We start from the raw sequence: 18,426 nt of genomic DNA on the forward strand, positions 1-18,426 counted from the left end.
TCGGCACCCCTCGTCGTCCGGATCGAGCGGACCGCTGTCCGCATCGCGGGCAGTGTCCGACGGCCCGTCGCGCCCTGTCCACCGCACCGACCTGCCGGAGGAGGGCGGCGGATGTGCCAGGGTGCCTGTCGTGACCGCCGTCCTGAGCATCCAGTCGCACGTCGCCTACGGCCACGTGGGCAACTCCTCCGCCGTGTTCTCCCTGCAGCGCCTCGGGGTGGAGGTGTGGCCGGTGCACACCGTCCAGTTCTCCAACCACACCGGCTACGGCGCGTGGACCGGCCGGGTCTACGACGGGCAGTCGATCGACGAGCTGGTGCAGGGCGTGGCCGACCGCGGGGTGCTGGGGAGCTGCGACGCGGTGCTGTCGGGCTACCTGGGCTCGGCCGACATCGGCCACGCCGTGGTGGGCACCGTCGCGCGGGTGCGGGAGGCCAATCCGCAGGCGGTCTACTGCTGCGACCCGGTGATCGGCGACGTCGGCCGCGGGGTGTTCGTCCGCCCGGGCATCGCGGAGTTCATGCGGGAGGTCGCCGTCCCCGCCGCCGACGTCGTGACGCCGAACCACTACGAGCTGGACCTGCTCTCCGGCGCGACCACCCGCTCGCTGGCCTCGGTGAAGGACGCCGTCGCCGCCGTGCAGGCGCTGGGCCCGCGGGCGGTGCTCACCACCTCGCTGGTCGCCGAGGACACCCCCGACGACGCGGTCGACCTGCTGGCGTCGGAGGGCGGCCGGCACTTCCGGGTGCGCACGCCGCGCCTGGGGGTCTCGGTCAACGGGGCGGGCGACGCCATCGCGGCGCTCTTCCTCGCCCACTGGCTGGACACCCGCTCGCCGGCCGAGGCGCTCGGCCGGGCGGCGGCCTCGGTGTTCGGGCTGCTCCAGCGCACGGAGGACGCCCGCTCCCGGGAGATCCTGCTGATCGCGGCGCAGGAGGAGCTGGTGGCGCCGTCCCGCTCGTTCCCGGTCGAGGAGGTCTGACCCTCGCTCAGAACTCGGCGAGGGTGGCCTCGATCCGGGTGATCGTCGGCTCCTCGACCGGCAGGTGGGGCAGCACGCTGGTCACCTCGTCGGGCTCCAGCCCCGCGTCGCCGAGCGCGGCCAGCAGCAGGTCGGCCTCCTCCGGGGGCACCGGCACGGTGGCGCCGGAGGAGTCCAGCGCCGCGCGGGCGAGGAAGAGCGCGCCGGCCAGGCTCTCGTCGGGGCCCGGCGGGGGCTGCGGTGCCGCGGCGCGGGTGGCCGCCTCCGCGGCGCGGGTGGCCGCCTCCGCGGCGCGCACCAGGGACAGGGGCAGCCCCTCGGCCTCCACCGCGATCAGCGGGGCGTCGCGGAGCGCGGCGAGCACCAGGTGCTCGGCGTCGATGCGCAGCGGCGCCGCCCAGCCGCCGGCCCGCACGACGTCGGCCACGTCGGCCGGGTCCTCCCCCAGGTCGTCGGCCAGCTCCGCCCAGTCCGCCGGCCGGTCCGCCCGCGCCCGCTCCCCGGCCAGGCGGCAGGTCTCGGCCACGAACGGCACCAGCACCTCGTCGTCGAAGCGCTCGGCCTCCAGCCGGCCGTCGGGGCCGATCATGGTGAGCGCATCCAGGAAGCTGCCCGGGCGGGCGTCCTCGAGGTCGACCCGGGCGTCCTCCTCGCCGCCCAGCGGTTGCCCGCCGGCCGCGCGCTCGCCCACCGTCAGCCCGCTGGGCACCACCCGCCCGGAGCGGCGCCGGTAGTGCGGCCGGTCGGAGAGCCCCACCGCCCAGGCGCAGCTCTCGGCGATCAGCGCCGCCCCGCGCTCGCGGAGCACCTCGCGGGTCAGCAGTCCCATCCAGTCGACGTCGAACACGCGCTCCACTGTCCCCGACCGGTCAGCCGGTGGCACCTGTCGATTCGGTCACCGGGAGCAGGACCTGGAAGCGCGTGTCCCCGGGCACCGAGGTCACCCGGAGGTCCCCGCCGTGCCGCTTGACGACGATCCGCCACGACACGTCCAGGCCCAGCCCGGTGCCCTGCCCGACCGGCTTGGTGGTGAAGAAGGGCTCGAACACGCGGGGCCGCAGCTCGGCCGGGATGCCGGGGCCGGTGTCGGCGATCTCCACCAGCGCGCGGTCGCCCTCCCGGGCGGTGCGGACGGTGAGGGTGCCCGAGCCGGCCATCGCGTCCAGGGCGTTGACCACCAGGTTGGTCCACACCTGGTTGAGCTCGCCCGCGTAGGCCGGCACCTCGGGCAGCCCGCGGTCGTAGTCCCTGACCACGGTGACGCCCGGGCCGATCTTGCCGCCGAGCATCACCAGGGTCGCGTCGAGGCCCACGTGCAGGTCGGTGGGCCGGTGCGGCGTCCGGTCCATCTGCGAGTACTGCTTGGCCGCGTCCACGAGCTCGGAGATCCGCCGGGTGCTGTCGGTGATCTCCAGCAGCAGCGTCTCGGTCTCGACGGTGTAGGCCAGCCAGCGCAGCGCCGGCTCCAGGAAGCCCGGGGCGAGGGCGCCGGCCACGCGGTCGAGGTCCACCGACCCCAGCCCGGCAGCCACGAAGACGCCGGCCAGCTCCCACGGGCGGGCCACGCCGTGCCCGTCCAGCCAGTCCCCGAGCGCGTCCTCGAGGTCGGAGCGCTCCAGCGCGGACAGCTCCCGGGACCCGGCGATGCGCCCGACGAACTCCTCCTGCAGCCCGGTCAGCGACCGCAGCACCTCGCCGTCGAGCGTGCCCTCCGACAGCAGCGCCAGCTTGTGCCGCATGCCGGCGAACCGGTCCCGCAGCGCCTCGGTGGCCCGGGCGGCCGCGGCGGCCGGGTTGTTCAGCTCGTGCGTCAGGCCCGCGGTGAGCTTGCCGAGCGCGAGCAGCCGCTCCCGCTGGCCGACCAGCTCGGCGGCGTTGCGCTGGCCCACGAACATGCCCTCGAGCAGGTGCACCGCCATCGGGTACCACCGCCGGAACACCGCCGCGAACGGCCCGGCCGGCAGCGCGAGGAAGCGGCAGTCGGTTGCCGCGCGGACCGTCGCCGGGTACCGCTGCTCCAGCCGGTCCTCGAAGTAGAACTGCACGGCGCCGGAGTACACCCCGCGGGCGGACGTGCGGACGGTCTCCACCTCGGCCCCGCCGACGAGGCGGGACATGGTCATCGTGCCGTCGAGCAGGACGAAGAAGCACTCGGCCGGCTCGCCCTCGACCGACACGTCCGAGCCGGCCGGGCAGTCCACGACGTCGCCGTTGGCCGCCACCCAGGCCAGCTGGTCGTCGTCCAGGTCCTCGAACAGGAACAGCTCGCGCAGCTCCTCGGGCGGGAGCCGCCGCTCCGTCGTGGTCACCGCTCCCCCAGGTACCGGTGCACCAGCGTGACCGCCATGGCCCCCTCGCCGACGGCGGAGGCCACGCGCTTGACCGAGTCGGAGCGGGCGTCGCCGGCCACGAAGACGCCCGGCAGGCTGGTCTCCAGGAGGTAGGGGTCCCGGTCCGGTGCCCACCCCGCCGGCCGCCGTCCGTCGGTGAGCAGCGCCGGGCCGGTCGGGATGAACCCGTGCTGGTCGCGGACGACGGCACCGTCGAGCCACCCGGTCCGCGGCGCGCCGCCGATGAAGACGAACAGGTGGCTGGCGGGCAGCGTCTCCCGCTCCCCCGTCGTCGAGTCCTGGACGGTGACCGCCTCGAGGTGCCCGTCGCCCTGCGCGCCGGCGACCGTGCAGCAGGTCCGCACCGAGATGCTGGGGATGCCGGCGATCTGCTCGATGAGGTACGCCGACATCGAGGCCTCGAGCGATCCACCGCGGACCAGCAGGCACACCGACCGGGCGAAGCGGGACAGGTACACGGCGGCCTGCCCCGCGGAGTTGGCGCCGCCGACGACGAAGATGTCGCGGTCGGTGCACTCCACGGCCTCGGTCATCGCCGACCCGTAGTAGACGCCGCGCCCGGTGAGGTCGTCGACGCCGTCCACCCCGAGGCTGCGGTAGGAGATCCCGGTGGCCAGGACGACGGCGTGCGCGGCGAGCACCCGGCCGTCGTCCAAGCGCACCACCCGCTTGGGACCGTGCGCCTCGAGCGCGACGACGTCCCGGGTCAGCAGCAGCTCGGCGCCGAAGCGCACCGCCTGCCGGCGGGCGCGGTCGGCCAGCTGTCCACCGGAGACGCCGTCCGGGAAGCCGAGGTAGTTCTCGATCCGGCTGCTCTGCCCGGCCTGCCCGCCCGTCGCCTCGCGCTCCACGAGCACGGTGCGCAGGCCCTCCGACGCCCCGTACACCGCGGCGCCCAGGCCGGCCGGCCCGCCGCCCACCACCACCAGGTCGTAGAACACCTCCCGCGGGTCCACGGCCAGGCCGGCGACGGCGGCGAGCTCGGACTCGGTGGGGTGCAGCAGCACCTGCGCGTCGGGGGTGACCACGACCGGGATGTCCTCCCTGCCCGCCCCGGCGGCGGCCAGGATCCGCTGGCCCTCCGGCTCGTCGACCGAGAACCAGGTGTAGGGCACGGCGTTGCGGGCGAGCAGGTCCCGGGCCCGGAACGACGGCGCCGACCAGCGGTGGCCGACGAGCTTGACGCCCTCGACCTCCGGGTCGGGCGTCTCCCGCCACGCCGCCAGCATGGCGTCGACGACCGGGTAGAGCTTCTCCTCCGGCGGGTCCCACGGCTTGAGCAGGTACGCGTCGACGTCGACCACGTTGATCGCCGAGATGGCGGCGTCGGTGTCCGCGTAGGCGGTGAGCAGCGCGCGGCGGGCCCGCGGGAACAGGTCCATCGCCATCTCGAGGAAGTCGATGCCGTTCATCTCCGGCATCCGGTAGTCGGCCAGCAGCACCGCCACCGGGTCGCCGCGCAGCTTGAGCTCGCGCAGCGCCTCGAGGCCCTCCGCGGCCGACGACGCCCGCAGCACGCGGAACTCCTCGCCGTACCGCCGCCGGAGGTCGCGCGCGACGGCCCGGGAGACCCCGGGGTCGTCGTCGACGCTGAGGAGCACCGGCTTGCCCATCACGACTCCCCTCGGCAGCTGCCGGGCAGGACGCTAGTCGGCCGTGGTCCCCCGGCACAGCCCCGCCTCCGGACCGGCCGGTGCACCTGGACAGCGGTCGTAGCGTCGTCCCCGTCGACCTCGCCCCTCTCCCCGGAGTCCAGCCATGACCGAACCTCCCATCGATCCCGCGGCCCTCCCCAGCGGCCCGGGCTGCGTCGAGTGCGAGCAGACCGGCGGCTGGTGGTTCCACCTCCGCCGCTGCGCGCGCTGCGGCCACATCGGGTGCTGCGACTCCTCCCCCCAGCAGCACGCGCGGGCCCACGCGGCGTCCACCGGGCACCCGGTCATCCGCAGCTTCGAGCCGGGAGAGGACTGGTTCTGGCACTTCGGGGAGGAGCGGGCCGTGGCCGGGGCGGCACTGGCCCCGCCCCAGCACCACCCCCACGACCAGCCCGCGCCGGGGCCGCGCGGCCGGGTGCCCGCCGACTGGGCCACCCGGCTGCACTGAGGGGCGCCGGCACCTACTCCGCGGCGGACCCGGCGGTGCTGCGCTCGGCCTGCTCGCTGCTCGGGCCGCCGACCCACACCGTCTTGGCGTTCATGAACTCCCGCATGCCCACCCCGGTCAGCTCCCGGCCGTAGCCGCTCTGCTTGATCCCGCCGAAGGGCAGCTCCGGGTAGCTGGCGGTCATCCCGTTGATGAAGGCCATGCCCGAGGCGATGTCGCGGACGAACTGCGCCCGCTCGTCCTCGTCCTCGCTCCAGAGGTTGGAGCCCAGCCCGTACACGTGGCTGTTGGCGATCCGGATCGCCTCGTCGAGGGAGTCGACCGAGTAGAGCGCGGCGACCGGCCCGAAGACCTCCTCCGAGTGCACCTTCATCTCCGGGGTGACGCCGGTGAGCAGCGTGGGGGCGTAGAACCAGCCGGGCCGGTCCAGCCGCTGCCCGCCGACCGCCACCGTCGCGCCCTTGGCGCGGGCGTCCGCCACGTAGTCCTCGACGTCCTGCACGCCGGACTCGGTGGCCAGCGGGCCCACCTGGGTGTCCTCCGCCATCGGGTCGCCGACGGTGAGCGCACCGATCTTCTCGGCGAACAGCCGGGTGAACTCCTCGGCCACGTCGCGGTGCACGAAGAACCGCTTGGCGGCGATGCAGCTCTGCCCGTTGTTCTGGTTGCGGGCGGTGGTGGCCACCTCCGCGGCCCGGTCCAGGTGCGCCGAGGGCATCACGATGAACGGGTCGGACCCGCCGAGCTCCAGCACCGTCTTCTTCAGCGCGTCCCCGGCGATCGCGGCCACCGACTGCCCGGCCGGGCCGCTGCCGGTGAGGGTCGCGGCCACGACCCGGTCGTCGCGCAGCACCTTCTCCACGGTCGAGGAGCCGATGAGCAGCGTCTGGAAGACGTCGTCGGGGAAGCCGGCCTTGCGGAAGAGCTCCTCCATGTACAGGGCCGTCTGCGGCACGTTGCTCGCGTGCTTGAGCAGGCCGACGTTGCCGGCCATCAGCGCCGGGGCGGCGAAGCGCATCGCCTGCCAGAGCGGGAAGTTCCACGGCATGATCGCCAGCACCACGCCCAGCGGCTGGTGGACGACGTAGGCGCGCTGCGCCCCGACCGCGCCGGCGTCCTTCTCCTCCGGCTCGAGGAAGGCCGGGCCGCGCTCGGCGTACCAGCGCAGCGCCGTCGCGCACTTGCCCACCTCGGCCTTGGCCGAGGCGAGGGTCTTGCCCATCTCGGTGGTCATGAGCTCGGCGACGGAGTCGGTGTCGGCCTCCAGGACGTCGGCGGCGGCGGACAGCCACCCGGACCGCTCCTGCGGTGAGGTCGTGCGGTAGCTCGCGAACGCGCGGTCGGCCCGGGCGATCTTCTCCTCGAGCGCCTCGTCGGTGAGCGGCTCGAAGGTCGCGAGCGTCTCTCCGGTGGCCGGGTTGATCGTGGCGATGGCCATGGTGTTCTCCCCTCCTGGTCGGTCCGTGCCCTGCCCGTACGAGGCCCGCCGAAACCGCCCGCCGGGGGCCCGGGTGCCCGGCGGGCGGCGCCCCCGGGGAGACCCGGGGCAGGGACTGGCCTACCGTGGTGCCACGGTCCAGCAGGGGGCGGACAGCGGGAGCACACGTGGACGGGACGACGACGGGCGGAGCCGGGCAGCCGGCTCCGGACGAGTTCCCGCACCAGTTCCCGCACGAGTTCCCGCACGAGGCCCTCCTCTACGACTCGACCGACGAGCTGGTCGCGATGGCCGCCCCGTTCCTGCGCGAGGGGCTGGAGCGCGGTGAGGCGGCCGTGGTCGCCGCCCGGCCGGACTCGGCCGCCGCCCTGCGCGAGGCCCTCGACGACGACCCGCGGCTGCTGGTCGTCGATCGGCACGAGGTCTACCGGCCGCGCACCCCGGAGGCCATCACCACCTTCCGCCGGCTGGCGGCGCGGTGCACGGCTGCCGGCGCCCCGCGGGTGCGGGTGCTGGGTGAGGTCGACTACGGCCTGACCGAACGCGAGTGGCTGGAGTGGGAGCGCTACGAGTCGGTCATCAACGTGGCGCTCTCCGGCTGGCAGCTCTGGGGCGTCTGCGCGTTCGACACCCAGCGGCTACCCGGGCCCGTCGTCGAGTCCGCCGGCCGAACGCACGGCTGGCTGGCGACGCCGGACGGGCACCTCCCGAGCCCGGGCTTCACCGATCCCGCCTCGTACCTGCGGGCGCTGCCGGTGCCCGACGAGCCGCTGGAGCGCACTCCCCCGCTGCTCGCCGCCGCGGACGTCGCCGACTTCATCGGACTGCGGCACACCGTGGGCGCGGCGCTCGCGACGGTCGCCGCGCCGGCCGACCTGGTCGAGGACTTCCTGCTCGCCGTCGACGAGATGACCTCCAACGCCGTCCGGCACGGCGTGCCGCCGGTGGGGCTGCGGCTGTGGACCGCGCCCGACCGGATCGTCTGCACGATCAGCGACGGCGGCCCCGGCTGGGACGACCCGTTCGCCGGCTACGGCCCCGCCCACGGCGCGGACCTCTCCCGCGGCGGGATGGGCCTGTGGCTGGCCCGGCAGCTGTGCGACCACGTCGACATCTCCGGCGGGCGGCACCACCCCGGCGACGGCGGGGTCGGCGTCCGGCTCACCACGCTGCTGCCCTGAACCGGGGCCTCAGCCGAACAGGTCGCCCAGGAACGACTCCTTCTTCCGCCGCTTCGAGTACGGCGACGAGTGCGACGAGTGCGAGGCGCCCTGCACCTGCCGGAGCACCTCGCCCACGACGCCGCTCAGCCCGGCGGCGGACCCGGCCCCCGGCTGGGAGCCGGTGTGCTGGCGGCCGTGCTCCCCGTGCTCCCGGTACTCGCGCTCCCGGTACTCGCCCTCCCGGTGGTCCCGCTCCCGGTGGTCCCGCTCCCGGTGGTCCCGCTCCCCGTGCTCGGGGCGCCGGGGGGCGTCGTCGCCGTGCCAGGCGTTCTCCGCGTCGATCAGCCGGTCCAGCTCCCCCCGGTCGAGGAAGATCCCCCGGCAGTCGGCGCACTGGTCGACGTGCACGCCGTTGCGCTCGTAGGTCCGCATCGCCCCGTGGCACTTCGGGCAGGTCAGCTCCATGCCCGCGCAACGGGCTCCGGTCCGCCGGAGTTCCCGGGGCGGGCGCCGGGCGCATTCCGTCCAGTGGGCCTCCGCGTCGTCACCGCCGATCCCGGCGTAGATACTGGCCGGACCGCAGCCGGACCGATGGGAGCAGTTGGTGGATCGGACGCACACGCACTCGCCCCGGGTGGCCGTTCCCCCGGCTCCGCCCACCCGGGAGGCCTGACGTGGACAAGGTCGTAGCGACTCCCCGCGATGCCGTGGCCGACATCACCAGCGGATCGGTGCTCGCCGTCGGGGGCTTCGGGCTGTGCGGCGTGCCGTTCCAGCTCATCGACGCGCTCCTCCAGCAGGGCGCCGACGAGCTGACCACCATCTCCAACAACTGCGGGGTCGACGACCAGGCCCTCGGCGTGCTGCTCTACGCCGGCCGCATCCGCCGGACGATCAGCTCCTTCGTCGGCGGAAACGCGGAGCTGGCCCGGCTGTACCTCTCCGGCGAGCTGGAGGTGGAGCTCACTCCACAGGGGACGCTCGCCGAGCGGCTGCGCGCCGGCGGCACCGGCATCCCCGCCTTCTACACGCCCACCGGCGTCGGCACGCTGGTCGCCGAGGGCGGCATCCCGGTGCGCTACGACGCCGAGGGAAACGTCGTCCAGACCAGCGCGCCCAAGGAGGTGCGCGTCTTCGACGGCGAGCAGTACGTGCTCGAGACCGCGCTGACCGCGGACTTCGGGCTGGTGCGCGCGGCGGTCGGCGACCGGCACGGCAACCTGGTCTTCGCCGAGTCCGCGCGGAACTTCAACCCGCTGGCCGGCATGGCCGCCCGCGTCACCGTCGCGGAGGTCGAGGAGCTGGTCGAGCCCGGCGAGCTCGCCCCGGGCGACGTGCACCTCCCCGGGGTCTTCGTCGACCGCGTCGTGGTCGTGGGCGGTGCGGACAAGAAGATCGAGAAGCGGACGACGCGGCCGCGCAGCCAGGCCCAGCTCGACGCCCCCGCCGCCGCCGGCGACGAGGGGCCGACCGACCCGACCTTCGGAGGACGTGCCTGATGGGTCTCACCCGTGAGCAGCTCGCCGCCCGGGTGGCGCTGGAGCTGGAGGACGGCCAGTACGTGAACCTGGGCATCGGCATGCCCACGCTGGTGCCGAACTACGTGCCCGACGACGTCCACGTCGTCCTGCACTCGGAGAACGGCGTGCTCGGGGTCGGCCCGTACCCCTTCGAGGGCGAGGAGGACCCCGACCTCATCAACGCCGGCAAGGAGACCGTGACGATCCTGCCGGGCGCCAGCTTCTTCGACTCGGCGCTGTCGTTCGGGATGATCCGCGGCAAGCACCTCGACGTCGCCGTCCTGGGGGCGATGCAGGTCAACCCCCGCGGGGACCTCGCCAACTGGCTCATCCCCGGCAAGATGGTCAACGGCATGGGCGGCGCCATGGACCTGGTCCACGGCGCGCGGCGCGTGATCATCATGATGGAGCACGTCGCCCGGGACGGGTCGCCGAAGATCGTCGAGGAGTGCACCCTGCCGCTCACCGGCAAGGCGTGCGTCGACCGGGTCGTCACCGATCTCGCCGTCATCGACGTGACGCCCGACGGCCTGGTCCTCCGGGAGACCGCCCCCGGCGTGACCGTCGACGAGGTGGTGGCGGCGACCGGCGCCCCGCTCACCGTCGCCGACGACGTCCGCGAGATGCCGCTGCCCGCGTCGGTCTGAGCACCCGGCCGCCGGGGCGGTGCCCTTCCGGCCACGGCATGATGCGGGCGGGGAACGACCGCGGCCGCACCGGGCCCACCAGCGGCGCGCCGTTCCAGGGCACGGCGGAGGGCTGATGACGGAGCGCGGTGCGGGGGCGTCCCCGAAGCCGCAGGACCTCCTCTTCGCGCTGGGGGGCGCGCTGGTCCTGGAGCACCTCGACGAGCCCGTGCCGACGCGGGTCTTCCTGGAGGTGCTCGGCAACCTCGGGGTTGGGCAGGCAGCCACCCGGGCGACGCTGACCCGGCTGACCGAGCGCGGTTTCCTGGCCCGCAGCCAGGAGGGGCGGGTGGTCAGCTACGCGCTCACCGCCTCCTCCCGGCGGCTCCTCGAGGAGGGCCGGGACCGGGTCCGGGCGGAGGCCCCGTTCCACCAGGAGAGCAGCGACTGGACGCTGCTGAGCTTCTCCCTGCCGGAGGCGCACCGCGACGTCCGGCACCGGCTGCGCTCCCGGCTGGCCTGGGTCGGCTTCGGGTGCGTGCGGGACGGGCTGTGGATGGCGCCCGGCCAGGTGCCGCTCGACCGCGTGCTCACCCTCCCGGTGACCGACGAGAGCGTGCAGATCGACGGCTTCGTCGTCCGCCCGGCACCGGGTACCGATGTCGGCCGCCTCGTCCGGCGCGCCTGGGACCTCGACGCGCTGCGCCGGGAGCACGAGGCCTTCATCGCGCGCTGGGAGGGGCCCCCGGCGCGCGACCTGGACCCCGTCGCCGCCTACACGCTGCTCGGCGCGCACTGGATCCGCCTGCTGCGCCAGGATCCGGTCCTGCCCCAGGTCCACCTCGGCGAGGACTGGCCCGCCGCCCGGTCCGCGGCGGTCCACCGGAGCGCCTCCGAGGCCCTGGAGCCGTCCGCGCGGGCGGCCTTCACCGAGCTCATGGCGTGGGCCCGCACCCTGCGCTGACCAGCGCTCCCGCCCCGGCCTCCCGGACGGCGATCCGGGCAGCTGCGCCGGTCGCGCCGCTACGGTGACCGGGTGCCCATCCCCGGCGTCACCCCCTTCGCGATCTCCGTGCCCGACGAGGACGTCGAGGACCTCCGGCGCCGGCTGCGCGCCACCCGCTGGCCGGACCCCGCCACCGTCGGGGACTGGTCGCAGGGCGTTCCGCTGGAGTACCTGCGGGAGCTGTGCCGCTACTGGGCCGAGGACTACGACTGGCAGGGCCGGCAGGCCCGGCTGAACGCGGTCGAGCAGTACACGACCGATGTGCAGGGCCTGTCCGTGCACTTCCTGCACGCGCCGTCGGCCCACCCCGGCGCGCTGCCCCTCGTGCTGACGCACGGGTGGCCCGGGTCCGTGGCCGAGTTCCTCGCGGTGCTCGGCCCGCTGACCGATCCGGCCGCGCACGGCGGGGACCCGCGCGACGCGTTCACCGTGGTGGCGCCGTCCCTCCCCGGGTTCGGCTGGAGCGGCAAGCCCACCGGGCCGGGCTGGGGGATCCCCCGGGTCGCCGACGCCTGGGCCGAGCTCATGTCCCGGCTCGGTCACGAGCGCTTCGGCGCGCAGGGCGGGGACCTGGGCTCGTTCGTGTCGGCCAACCTGGCCGCCCGGCACCCCGACCGCGTCGTGGGCATCCACCTCAACATGGCGATCGGCGCACCCCCGGCCGGCCGGACGGAGTTCAGCGAGCGGGAGCAGCGCGCCAACCGGGCCGCCGAGCGCTTCCGCACCGTCGACTCCGCGTACCACATGCAGCAGCGCACCCGGCCGCAGACGCTGGCCTACGGCCTTGCCGACTCCCCCGCCGCGCAGTGCGCGTGGATCCTGGAGAAGTTCTGGTCCTGGTCCGACTGCGGCGGCGACCCGGTCGCCGTCCTCGGGGCCGACCGCATCCTCGACCACGTGGCCACGTACTGGTTCACCGGCTCGGCCGGCTCGTCGGCGCGGATGTACTGGGAGATGGCGCAGGACCCGGCGAGCCGCGCTCCCACCGTCGACGTCCCCACGGGGGTCTCGCTGTTCCCCCACGAGATCCTGCAGCCGACCGAGGAGTGGGCCCGCGCCCACTACCGCGACCTGCGCATGTGGCACGAGCACGACCGGGGCGGGCACTTCGCCGCCATGGAGGAGCCCGACGTCCTGGTCCGCGACATCCGGGGGTTCTTCCGCCCGCTGCGGTAGCCGGGCCGCCGGCGCGTCACGCTGGACGCACCGATGACGGGCGTCAGCGCGACGGCGAGTGACGGCGGGGTGTCAGCCCGCCACCGCGCGGCCCAGCTCGTCGTCGAGACCGCGTGCGGCCGCGGGCAGGAGCGCCTCGTAGCAGCGGCGGTAGACAGCGGTGCTCTGGGCTGCGGGCCAGTCGGCGGAGAGGTGGCGCGCCGGGAGCCCCGGATCGGTCCGCAGCAGCTGGAGCCAGTCGGCGCCGAGCCGGGTGATCTGGCCCAGCGGGTCGCCCTCGTGCGGGCCGGCCCACCAGGCGGCGATGAACTGGTCGTGCCGCTCGCGGATGCGGTCGACCGACCAGGCCCGGCGGATGAGCTCGTCCACGCGCACGCCCGGCAGCGGCGTGGCCGCGAACCACTCCGCGAGCTCGGTGACCTCCTCGAGCCCGCCCTCGGCGAACACCTCGGCCACGTCCACCGTCCCCGGGGCGATCCAGACCCCGTCGCGCAGGCCGCCGAAGCCCGCCCAGGTCAGCGCGGCCCGGACGCGGTGCCGCAGGTCCCGGCGGCTCTCCGGCATGGAGTAGCTCAGCAGCGTCCAGGTCTCGTCGGGGTGCTCGAACGGCGTCGCCGAGGCGACCCGGACCCCGGCCCGCTCCACCAGCGCGCTCGTCTCGGGACTGAGCCGGTAGTACGCCGCCCGGCCGACCTGGGTGCGCTCCAGCAGGCCCTTGCGGGTCATGCGGGCCAGCGTGGCGCGGGCCGCCGCCTCGGCGACCCCCAGCCCGTCCAGCACGCGCAGGAACACCGACGAGGGGATCGGCGGGGCGTCCTCGCGGCGGAGCACCACCCCGCCGAAGAAGCTGAAGACCAGCGCCTGCGGCCGGTGGGGGCCGGCACCCTCCGGGTCCGCCCCCGCGCCGTCCGGCCCGCCGCCCCGGCCGCCGGCCGCGAGGTCGTCCACTGCCGTCATCTCTGCCTCCTGTCGAGGCGATGGGCCTCGAGATAGACGTTAGACACCTTCTTGACGTACGTCACTACCGGCTCTACCTTTCTTGTGACGCCCGACACGAAGGGGCGTCGCGGCCGCAATCCTGCGGGTCCGTCCGGGACCACCGTCTGGAAGGCTCCCCCGTGCCCGATCCGATCCTGACCGTGGACGACCTCGCCGTCGCGTACGACGGCGCCGTCCAGGCGCTCCGCGGCGTCTCGCTGCGCGTCGACACCGGCTCCGTGGTGGCCGTCCTGGGCAGCAACGGAGCGGGCAAGACCACCCTGCTGCGCGCGATCTCCCGCTCGCTGGGGGCCGTCGGGGGCGCGGTCACCGCCGGCACCATCCGCTTCCAGGGCGAGGACCTCGCCCGGCGCGACGCCTCCTGGGTCGTGCGCGCCGGGCTCGTCCAGGCGCCCGAGGGCCGGCGGATCTTCCGCGACCTGACCGTGGAGGACAACCTGCGCGCCGGCGGCTACACGGTCCGCGACGCGGTCGCCCGCAAGGAGGCCGCCGACCGGGTCTTCGACCTCTTCCCGATCCTGGCCGAGCGGCGGCACCAGCGCGGCGGCCTGCTCTCCGGCGGCCAGCAGCAGATGCTCGCCATGGGCCGGGCGCTGATGACCTCGCCCACGCTGCTCCTCCTCGACGAGCCGTCCCTCGGCCTGGCGCCGCAGCTGGTCGAGCAGATCGGCGACATCATCGCCCAGATCCACGCCCAGGGCACCTCGGTCCTGCTGATCGAGCAGAACGCCGCGATGGGGCTGCGGGTGGCCGACCGGGCCTACGTCCTCGAGGTCGGTGCGGTGGCGGCCGAGGGGTCCTCGGCCGAGCTGGCCGCGACCGACGACATCCGGGACCGCTACCTCGGGGTGAGCGTCGCCGCCCCCGCCGCCGACGCTCCCCCCGCCGCCGACGCTCCCGCCGCTCCCGACGCTCCGGCGCCCCCGGCTCCGGCACCGGGCGCCGTCCACCTCCAGCGGTCCTCGGCCGCTGACGCCCGGCAGCTCCGGGTCGCCGACCTCACCGTCCGGTTCGGCGGCATCACCGCCCTCGCCGACGTCTCCTTCACCGTCGAGGCCGGGAGCATCCACGCGCTGATCGGGCCCAACGGCGCCGGCAAGTCGACCTGCATCAACGTCCTCGGTGGGGCGTACCGGGCCACCAGCGGCACGGTGCACTACGGCGATCAGGTGCTGAGCACGCTGCCGGCCCACCGCATCGCCGACCTCGGGATCGCCCGCACCTTCCAGAACATCTCGCTGTCCCTGGACGCGAGCGTCGAGGACAACCTGCTGGTCGGCCGGCACCGGGTGATGCGCGCCGGGACCCTGTCGCAGGCGCTGCGCCTGCCGCGCGCCCGCCGGGAGGAACGTGCCGAACGGGACGCCGTCCGCCGCATCGCCGCCCTGCTCGGCATCGAGCGCCTGCTCGACCGCTCGACGCACACGCTGTCCTACGGCGACCGCAAGCGGGTGGAGCTGGGCCGGGCCCTCGCGGCCGAGCCCACGCTGCTGCTCCTCGACGAGCCGGTGGCCGGCATGACCCACGGGGAGTCGACGGTCATGGCCGACGCGATCCGCGCGGTGCAGCAGGAGCTCGGCCTGTCGGTGATCCTCGTGGAGCACGACATGCCCTTCGTCATGGGCCTGGCCGAGCGCGTCACCGTGCTCGACTTCGGCCGGTGCATCGCCGAGGGGACGCCGCGGGAGGTCCAGCGGGACCCCGAGGTGCTGCGCGCCTACCTCGGGACGGAGGCGGCGGCGTGAGCTACCTGCTGACCCAGCTCGCCAACGGGCTGTCCTACGGGCTGGTCCTCGGCCTCATCGCCGTCGGGTTCGTCATCGTCTTCACCGCGACCGGCGTGCTCAACTTCGCGCACGGTTCGGTGCTGCTCGCCGGGGCCTACCTGGTCGCGGTGCTGCAGCCCACCGTCGGCTTCTGGGCGGCGGCGGCCGTCGGGATCGCCGGCGCCGCCCTGCTCGGGGTGCTGATCAACGCCGTGCTGGTGCGGAACCTCGCCGAGGCCAACCCCGGGACGGCGGCCATCCTCATGCTCGGGGTCGACATCCTGCTGCTCACCGAGCTCACCCGCCGGATCGGCAACCGGGTGATCCCCATGGGCGCCCCCTGGGGCGCCGACCGGGTGGAGTTCGCCGGGGTGAGCCTGCCGACCAGCCGGGCACTCGCCGCCCTGGTGGCGGTGGTGCTCTTCGCCGCGCTGTGGTTCCTCTTCGCCCGGACCCGCACCGGCGTCGCCATGCGGGCCGCCGCGGCCGACGGGGACACCGCCTCCCTCATGGGCATCCGGCTCTCCCGCACCGGCGCCGCCGGCTGGGCCCTGGCCGGGGCACTGGCCGCCATCGCCGGCATCTTCCTGGCCTCCTTCCCGGCCCCCGGCGTGGCCCCGACGGTCGCGCTGAGCGCCTTCGCCGCGATCCCGGCCTGGGTCCTCGGCGGCTTCGACTCCGTGGTCGGCGCCATCGTCGGCGGCCTGGTGGTCGGCGTGGCCACCGCGCTGGCCGTCGGCTACGAGGCCGAGCTGCACGTCCTCGGCAGCGGTTTCGGCGAGGTCGTGCCCTACCTGGTCATGATCCTCGTCCTGCTGGTCCGCCCCTCCGGTCTCTTCGGCAGCAAGGAGGCCGTCCGTGTCTGAGCCCGTCCGCAGGATCGGCGGCGCCCTCGCGCTGCTGGCCGCGCTGGCCCTCCCCCTGCTGCTCGACGACTTCTGGCTGCAGACCGGGCTGTTCGTGATGGCCGCGGTGGTCGGCGCCATCGGCCTCACGCTGCTGGTCGGCCGCGCCGGGCAGCTCTCGCTGGGGCACGCGTTCTTCGCGGCGCTCGGCGCCTACACCTACGCGTGGACCGCCGGGGAGAGCGGCGGCCGCGCGGCGGGGCTCGGGCTGCCGCCGGTGCTCGCGCTGGTGCTCGCCGGGCTGGCCGCCGCCGTGGCCGGCGCCCTCTTCAGCCCGATCTCCGGCCGGCTGCGCGGCATCTACCTGGGCCTGGCGACCATCGGGCTGGTCTTCCTGGCCCGCCACCTGATGGTCAACGCGGAGACGATCACCGGCGGGTTCAACGGGCGCGCGGTCGAGTCGTTCGCCGTCCCCGGGTTCAGCTTCAGCAACAGCGACCCGGACTACCTCGCGGTGGCCGGCGTGGAGCTGGGCGGCCTGCACCGGCTCTGGTACCTGTTCCTCGCGGTCGCCCTCCTCGCGGCCTGGATCGCCACCAACCTGGTCCGCAGCCGGACCGGCCGGGCGCTGGCCAACGTCCGGGACAGCGAGGTGGCCGCGGCCGCCATGGGGATCAACGTGGCGCGGGCCAAGGTGACCGCGTTCGTCGTCTCCTCTGCCTACGCCGGCATCGCGGGTGCCCTCATGGCCCTGGCCTACGGGCGGATCGCCCCGGACGTCTTCGGGCTCCAGCTGTCGATCGACTTCCTGGTGATGATCGTGCTGGGCGGGCTCGGCTCGATCGGCGGCGCGGCCGTCGGCGCGGTCTTCGTCGTCTCCCTGCCCCTGGTCCTGACCCAGTACAGCTCCGACCTGCCGTTCCTCGCCGCCCCCGGCTCGGGCGGGCTGGACGCCGCGACGGTCTCCCGGCTGCTCTACGGAGCCGCGATCATCGCCGTCCTCCTCTTCCTGCGCGGCGGCCTCGCCGGGGCCTTCGACCGGCTCGCCTTCCGCTCCGCCGCCGCCCCGGATCCGAGCGGGCTGCCGCCGGCACCCGCTCCGCGCACCGGCGCCGAGACCACCCCGACCGTCCCGTCCCCCGGCGTTCCCACCAGGTCGAAGGAGACCACTCCATGAAGCACCGGACCCGCACCGTCCTCGCAGTGGCCAGCTGCACGCTCGCGCTCGCCGCCTGCTCCACGACCGACCCCGACGCCGCAGGTACCGACAGCGGCGATGGCGGCAGCGACGTGGAGACCGGCGCCGGCGTCACCGACGAGACCATCGGCATCGGCATGCTCACCGACCTGTCCGGCCCCTTCGCCGCGGGCGCCGCGGTGCAGGTGGCCGAGACGCAGGGCTACTGGGACCGGGTGAACGCCGACGGCGGCATCTGCGGCCGGGACATCGAGCTGCAGGTCCAGGACCACGGCTACGACCCGCAGAAGGCGGTGTCGCTCTTCCGCAGCATGTCCTCCGACGTGATCGCCCTGCAGCAGGTCCTCGGCGGCCCCACCTCGGCGGCGGTGCTGCCGCTGGCCCAGCAGGACGGGATGTACCTCGGCGGCCACGGTTGGGCCAGCGTCGCCCTGGAGTACGAGAACGCGCAGATCCCGGGCACCACGTACAGCGTCGAGAGCGCCAACGCGGTCGACTACCTGGTCGACGAGCTGGGGCTCCAGGAGGGCGACAAGATCGGCGTCGTCTACTTCGTCGGCGACTTCGGCAGCGACTCGCTGGCCGGCGCGCAGTACGCCGCCGCCGAGCGCGGCCTGGAAATCGTGCCGGTGGAGATCACCCCGCGCGACACCGACCTCTCGGCCCAGGTCTCGGCCCTGCAGGAGGCCGGGGTGCAGGGCGTGATCCTCGGCGCCGCCCCGGCCCAGCTCGCCTCGCTGGCCGGCGTGATGGGCTCGCTCGGCATGGACATCCCCATCATCGGCAACACGCCGACCTTCGGCCCGTCGCTGCTGGAGACCACCGCGGGGCCGACGCTGCTGGAGAACTTCTACACGACCACCAGCATCGCGCCCTACAGCTCCGACGAGCCCGGCCCGCAGGCCGCCGCCGAGCTGTACGAGGAGGTCGCGCCGGACGGCGAGCTGGGCTGGGAGGTCCCGCTGGCCTACGCGCAGGGAGAGCTCCTGCGCGACGCGATCGAGGGCGCCTGCGAGGCGGGCACCCTGACCCCGGAGGGCGTGGTCACCGCGATGCGGGAGACCTCGGACCTGGAGACCCAGGGCCTGTTCGCCACCCCGCTGGACTACACCGAGGTGACCGAGCCGCCCACGCGCACCGTCTACGTCTCCCGCGCCGACGCCGACGCGCCGGGGGGCCTGGCCGTGGTCGACACCTTCGAGGGACCGAGCGCCGCCAGCTACGGCTTCGAGTGAGCCGTGCCGTCCACCGTG

General features: G+C 74.8%; 17 protein-coding genes. 11 read left to right on the top strand and 6 right to left on the bottom strand.

The window, feature by feature from the left end; all coding sequences use genetic code 11:
• The first annotated feature begins 130 nt into the window (after nt 1-130).
• Entirely contained in the window at nt 131-982 is an 852-nt protein-coding gene (pdxY, locus tag BD833_RS00125) for a pyridoxal kinase PdxY (protein ID WP_166531108.1), read from the top strand.
• A 7-nt stretch (nt 983-989) separates the two neighbouring features.
• Here the strand turns inward: pdxY and BD833_RS00130 are convergent, their stop codons facing one another.
• Genes BD833_RS00130 through BD833_RS00140 form a run of 3 tightly spaced genes read right to left on the bottom strand, consistent with a single transcriptional unit; the run spans nt 990 to nt 4,946 of the window.
• The gene (locus BD833_RS00130; RefSeq protein WP_166531109.1) at nt 990-1,829 is read right to left on the bottom strand and encodes a hypothetical protein; all 840 of its coding nucleotides are present in this window, start codon (nt 1,827-1,829) and stop codon (nt 990-992) included.
• A gap of 22 nt (nt 1,830-1,851) precedes the next feature.
• Nucleotides 1,852-3,291: an ATP-binding protein gene (locus BD833_RS00135; RefSeq protein WP_166531110.1), complete on the bottom strand. Its 1,440-nt coding sequence runs from the start codon at nt 3,289-3,291 to the stop codon at nt 1,852-1,854.
• On the bottom strand, nt 3,288-4,946 hold the full coding sequence (locus BD833_RS00140) for an FAD-dependent oxidoreductase (protein ID WP_166531111.1): 1,659 nt from the start codon (nt 4,944-4,946) through the stop codon (nt 3,288-3,290). The genes BD833_RS00135 and BD833_RS00140 overlap by 4 nt, the downstream gene beginning before the upstream one ends.
• Nucleotides 4,947-5,091: 145 nt before the next feature.
• Here BD833_RS00140 and BD833_RS00145 point away from each other — a divergent pair, with 145 nt between their 5' ends.
• Nucleotides 5,092-5,436, top strand: a complete 345-nt coding sequence (locus BD833_RS00145; RefSeq protein ID WP_166531112.1) for a UBP-type zinc finger domain-containing protein — start codon at nt 5,092-5,094, stop codon at nt 5,434-5,436.
• Between the two features lie 13 nt (nt 5,437-5,449).
• Here BD833_RS00145 and BD833_RS00150 read toward each other — a convergent pair whose 3' ends face one another.
• Nucleotides 5,450-6,874, bottom strand: coding sequence for an NADP-dependent succinic semialdehyde dehydrogenase (locus BD833_RS00150; RefSeq protein ID WP_166531113.1), 1,425 nt, complete (start codon nt 6,872-6,874; stop codon nt 5,450-5,452).
• Between the two features lie 167 nt (nt 6,875-7,041).
• On the opposite strand from BD833_RS00150, the gene BD833_RS00155 reads away from it, so the two are divergent.
• On the top strand, nt 7,042-8,055 hold the full coding sequence (locus BD833_RS00155; RefSeq protein ID WP_166531114.1) for an anti-sigma factor RsbA family regulatory protein: 1,014 nt from the start codon (nt 7,042-7,044) through the stop codon (nt 8,053-8,055).
• Between the two features lie 9 nt (nt 8,056-8,064).
• Here BD833_RS00155 and BD833_RS00160 read toward each other — a convergent pair whose 3' ends face one another.
• On the bottom strand, nt 8,065-8,502 hold the full coding sequence (locus BD833_RS00160; RefSeq protein ID WP_208092252.1) for a TFIIB-type zinc ribbon-containing protein: 438 nt from the start codon (nt 8,500-8,502) through the stop codon (nt 8,065-8,067).
• 209 nt (nt 8,503-8,711) lie between these two features.
• Here BD833_RS00160 and BD833_RS00165 point away from each other — a divergent pair, with 209 nt between their 5' ends.
• From BD833_RS00165 to BD833_RS00180, 4 genes are all read left to right on the top strand, one after another.
• Nucleotides 8,712-9,536 (top strand): CoA transferase subunit A, encoded by an 825-nt coding sequence (locus tag BD833_RS00165; RefSeq protein WP_166531115.1) that lies wholly within the window; start codon nt 8,712-8,714, stop codon nt 9,534-9,536.
• A complete protein-coding gene (locus BD833_RS00170) occupies nt 9,536-10,204 on the top strand; it encodes a CoA transferase subunit B (protein WP_166531116.1) in 669 nt (222 codons plus the stop codon). The genes BD833_RS00165 and BD833_RS00170 overlap by 1 nt, the downstream gene beginning before the upstream one ends.
• A 115-nt stretch (nt 10,205-10,319) precedes the next feature.
• Nucleotides 10,320-11,147, top strand: coding sequence for a PaaX family transcriptional regulator (locus BD833_RS00175; protein ID WP_166531117.1), 828 nt, complete (start codon nt 10,320-10,322; stop codon nt 11,145-11,147).
• Between the two features lie 72 nt (nt 11,148-11,219).
• On the top strand, nt 11,220-12,365 hold the full coding sequence (locus tag BD833_RS00180; protein WP_166531118.1) for an epoxide hydrolase family protein: 1,146 nt from the start codon (nt 11,220-11,222) through the stop codon (nt 12,363-12,365).
• A 72-nt stretch (nt 12,366-12,437) separates the two neighbouring features.
• Here the strand turns inward: BD833_RS00180 and BD833_RS00185 are convergent, their stop codons facing one another.
• Nucleotides 12,438-13,322 (bottom strand): PaaX family transcriptional regulator, encoded by an 885-nt coding sequence (locus tag BD833_RS00185; RefSeq protein ID WP_166531119.1) that lies wholly within the window; start codon nt 13,320-13,322, stop codon nt 12,438-12,440.
• Nucleotides 13,323-13,483: 161 nt separating this feature from the next.
• Here BD833_RS00185 and BD833_RS00190 point away from each other — a divergent pair, with 161 nt between their 5' ends.
• The 4 genes from BD833_RS00190 to BD833_RS00205 are packed head-to-tail and all read left to right on the top strand — an operon-like array spanning nt 13,484 to nt 18,408.
• Nucleotides 13,484-15,109: an ATP-binding cassette domain-containing protein gene (locus BD833_RS00190; RefSeq protein ID WP_243737352.1), complete on the top strand. Its 1,626-nt coding sequence runs from the start codon at nt 13,484-13,486 to the stop codon at nt 15,107-15,109.
• On the top strand, nt 15,106-15,996 hold the full coding sequence (locus BD833_RS00195; protein WP_166531121.1) for a branched-chain amino acid ABC transporter permease: 891 nt from the start codon (nt 15,106-15,108) through the stop codon (nt 15,994-15,996). The genes BD833_RS00190 and BD833_RS00195 overlap by 4 nt, the downstream gene beginning before the upstream one ends.
• Nucleotides 15,989-17,152 (top strand): branched-chain amino acid ABC transporter permease, encoded by a 1,164-nt coding sequence (locus BD833_RS00200; RefSeq protein ID WP_166531122.1) that lies wholly within the window; start codon nt 15,989-15,991, stop codon nt 17,150-17,152. The genes BD833_RS00195 and BD833_RS00200 overlap by 8 nt, the downstream gene beginning before the upstream one ends.
• Nucleotides 17,149-18,408, top strand: coding sequence for an ABC transporter substrate-binding protein (locus BD833_RS00205; protein WP_166531123.1), 1,260 nt, complete (start codon nt 17,149-17,151; stop codon nt 18,406-18,408). Before BD833_RS00200 ends, BD833_RS00205 begins: the two co-directional genes overlap by 4 nt.
• Nucleotides 18,409-18,426: the final 18 nt, after the last annotated feature.

The organism is Blastococcus xanthinilyticus (assembly GCF_008124835.1).
GTDB classification, from domain to species: Bacteria; Actinomycetota; Actinomycetes; order Mycobacteriales; family Geodermatophilaceae; genus Blastococcus; species Blastococcus xanthinilyticus.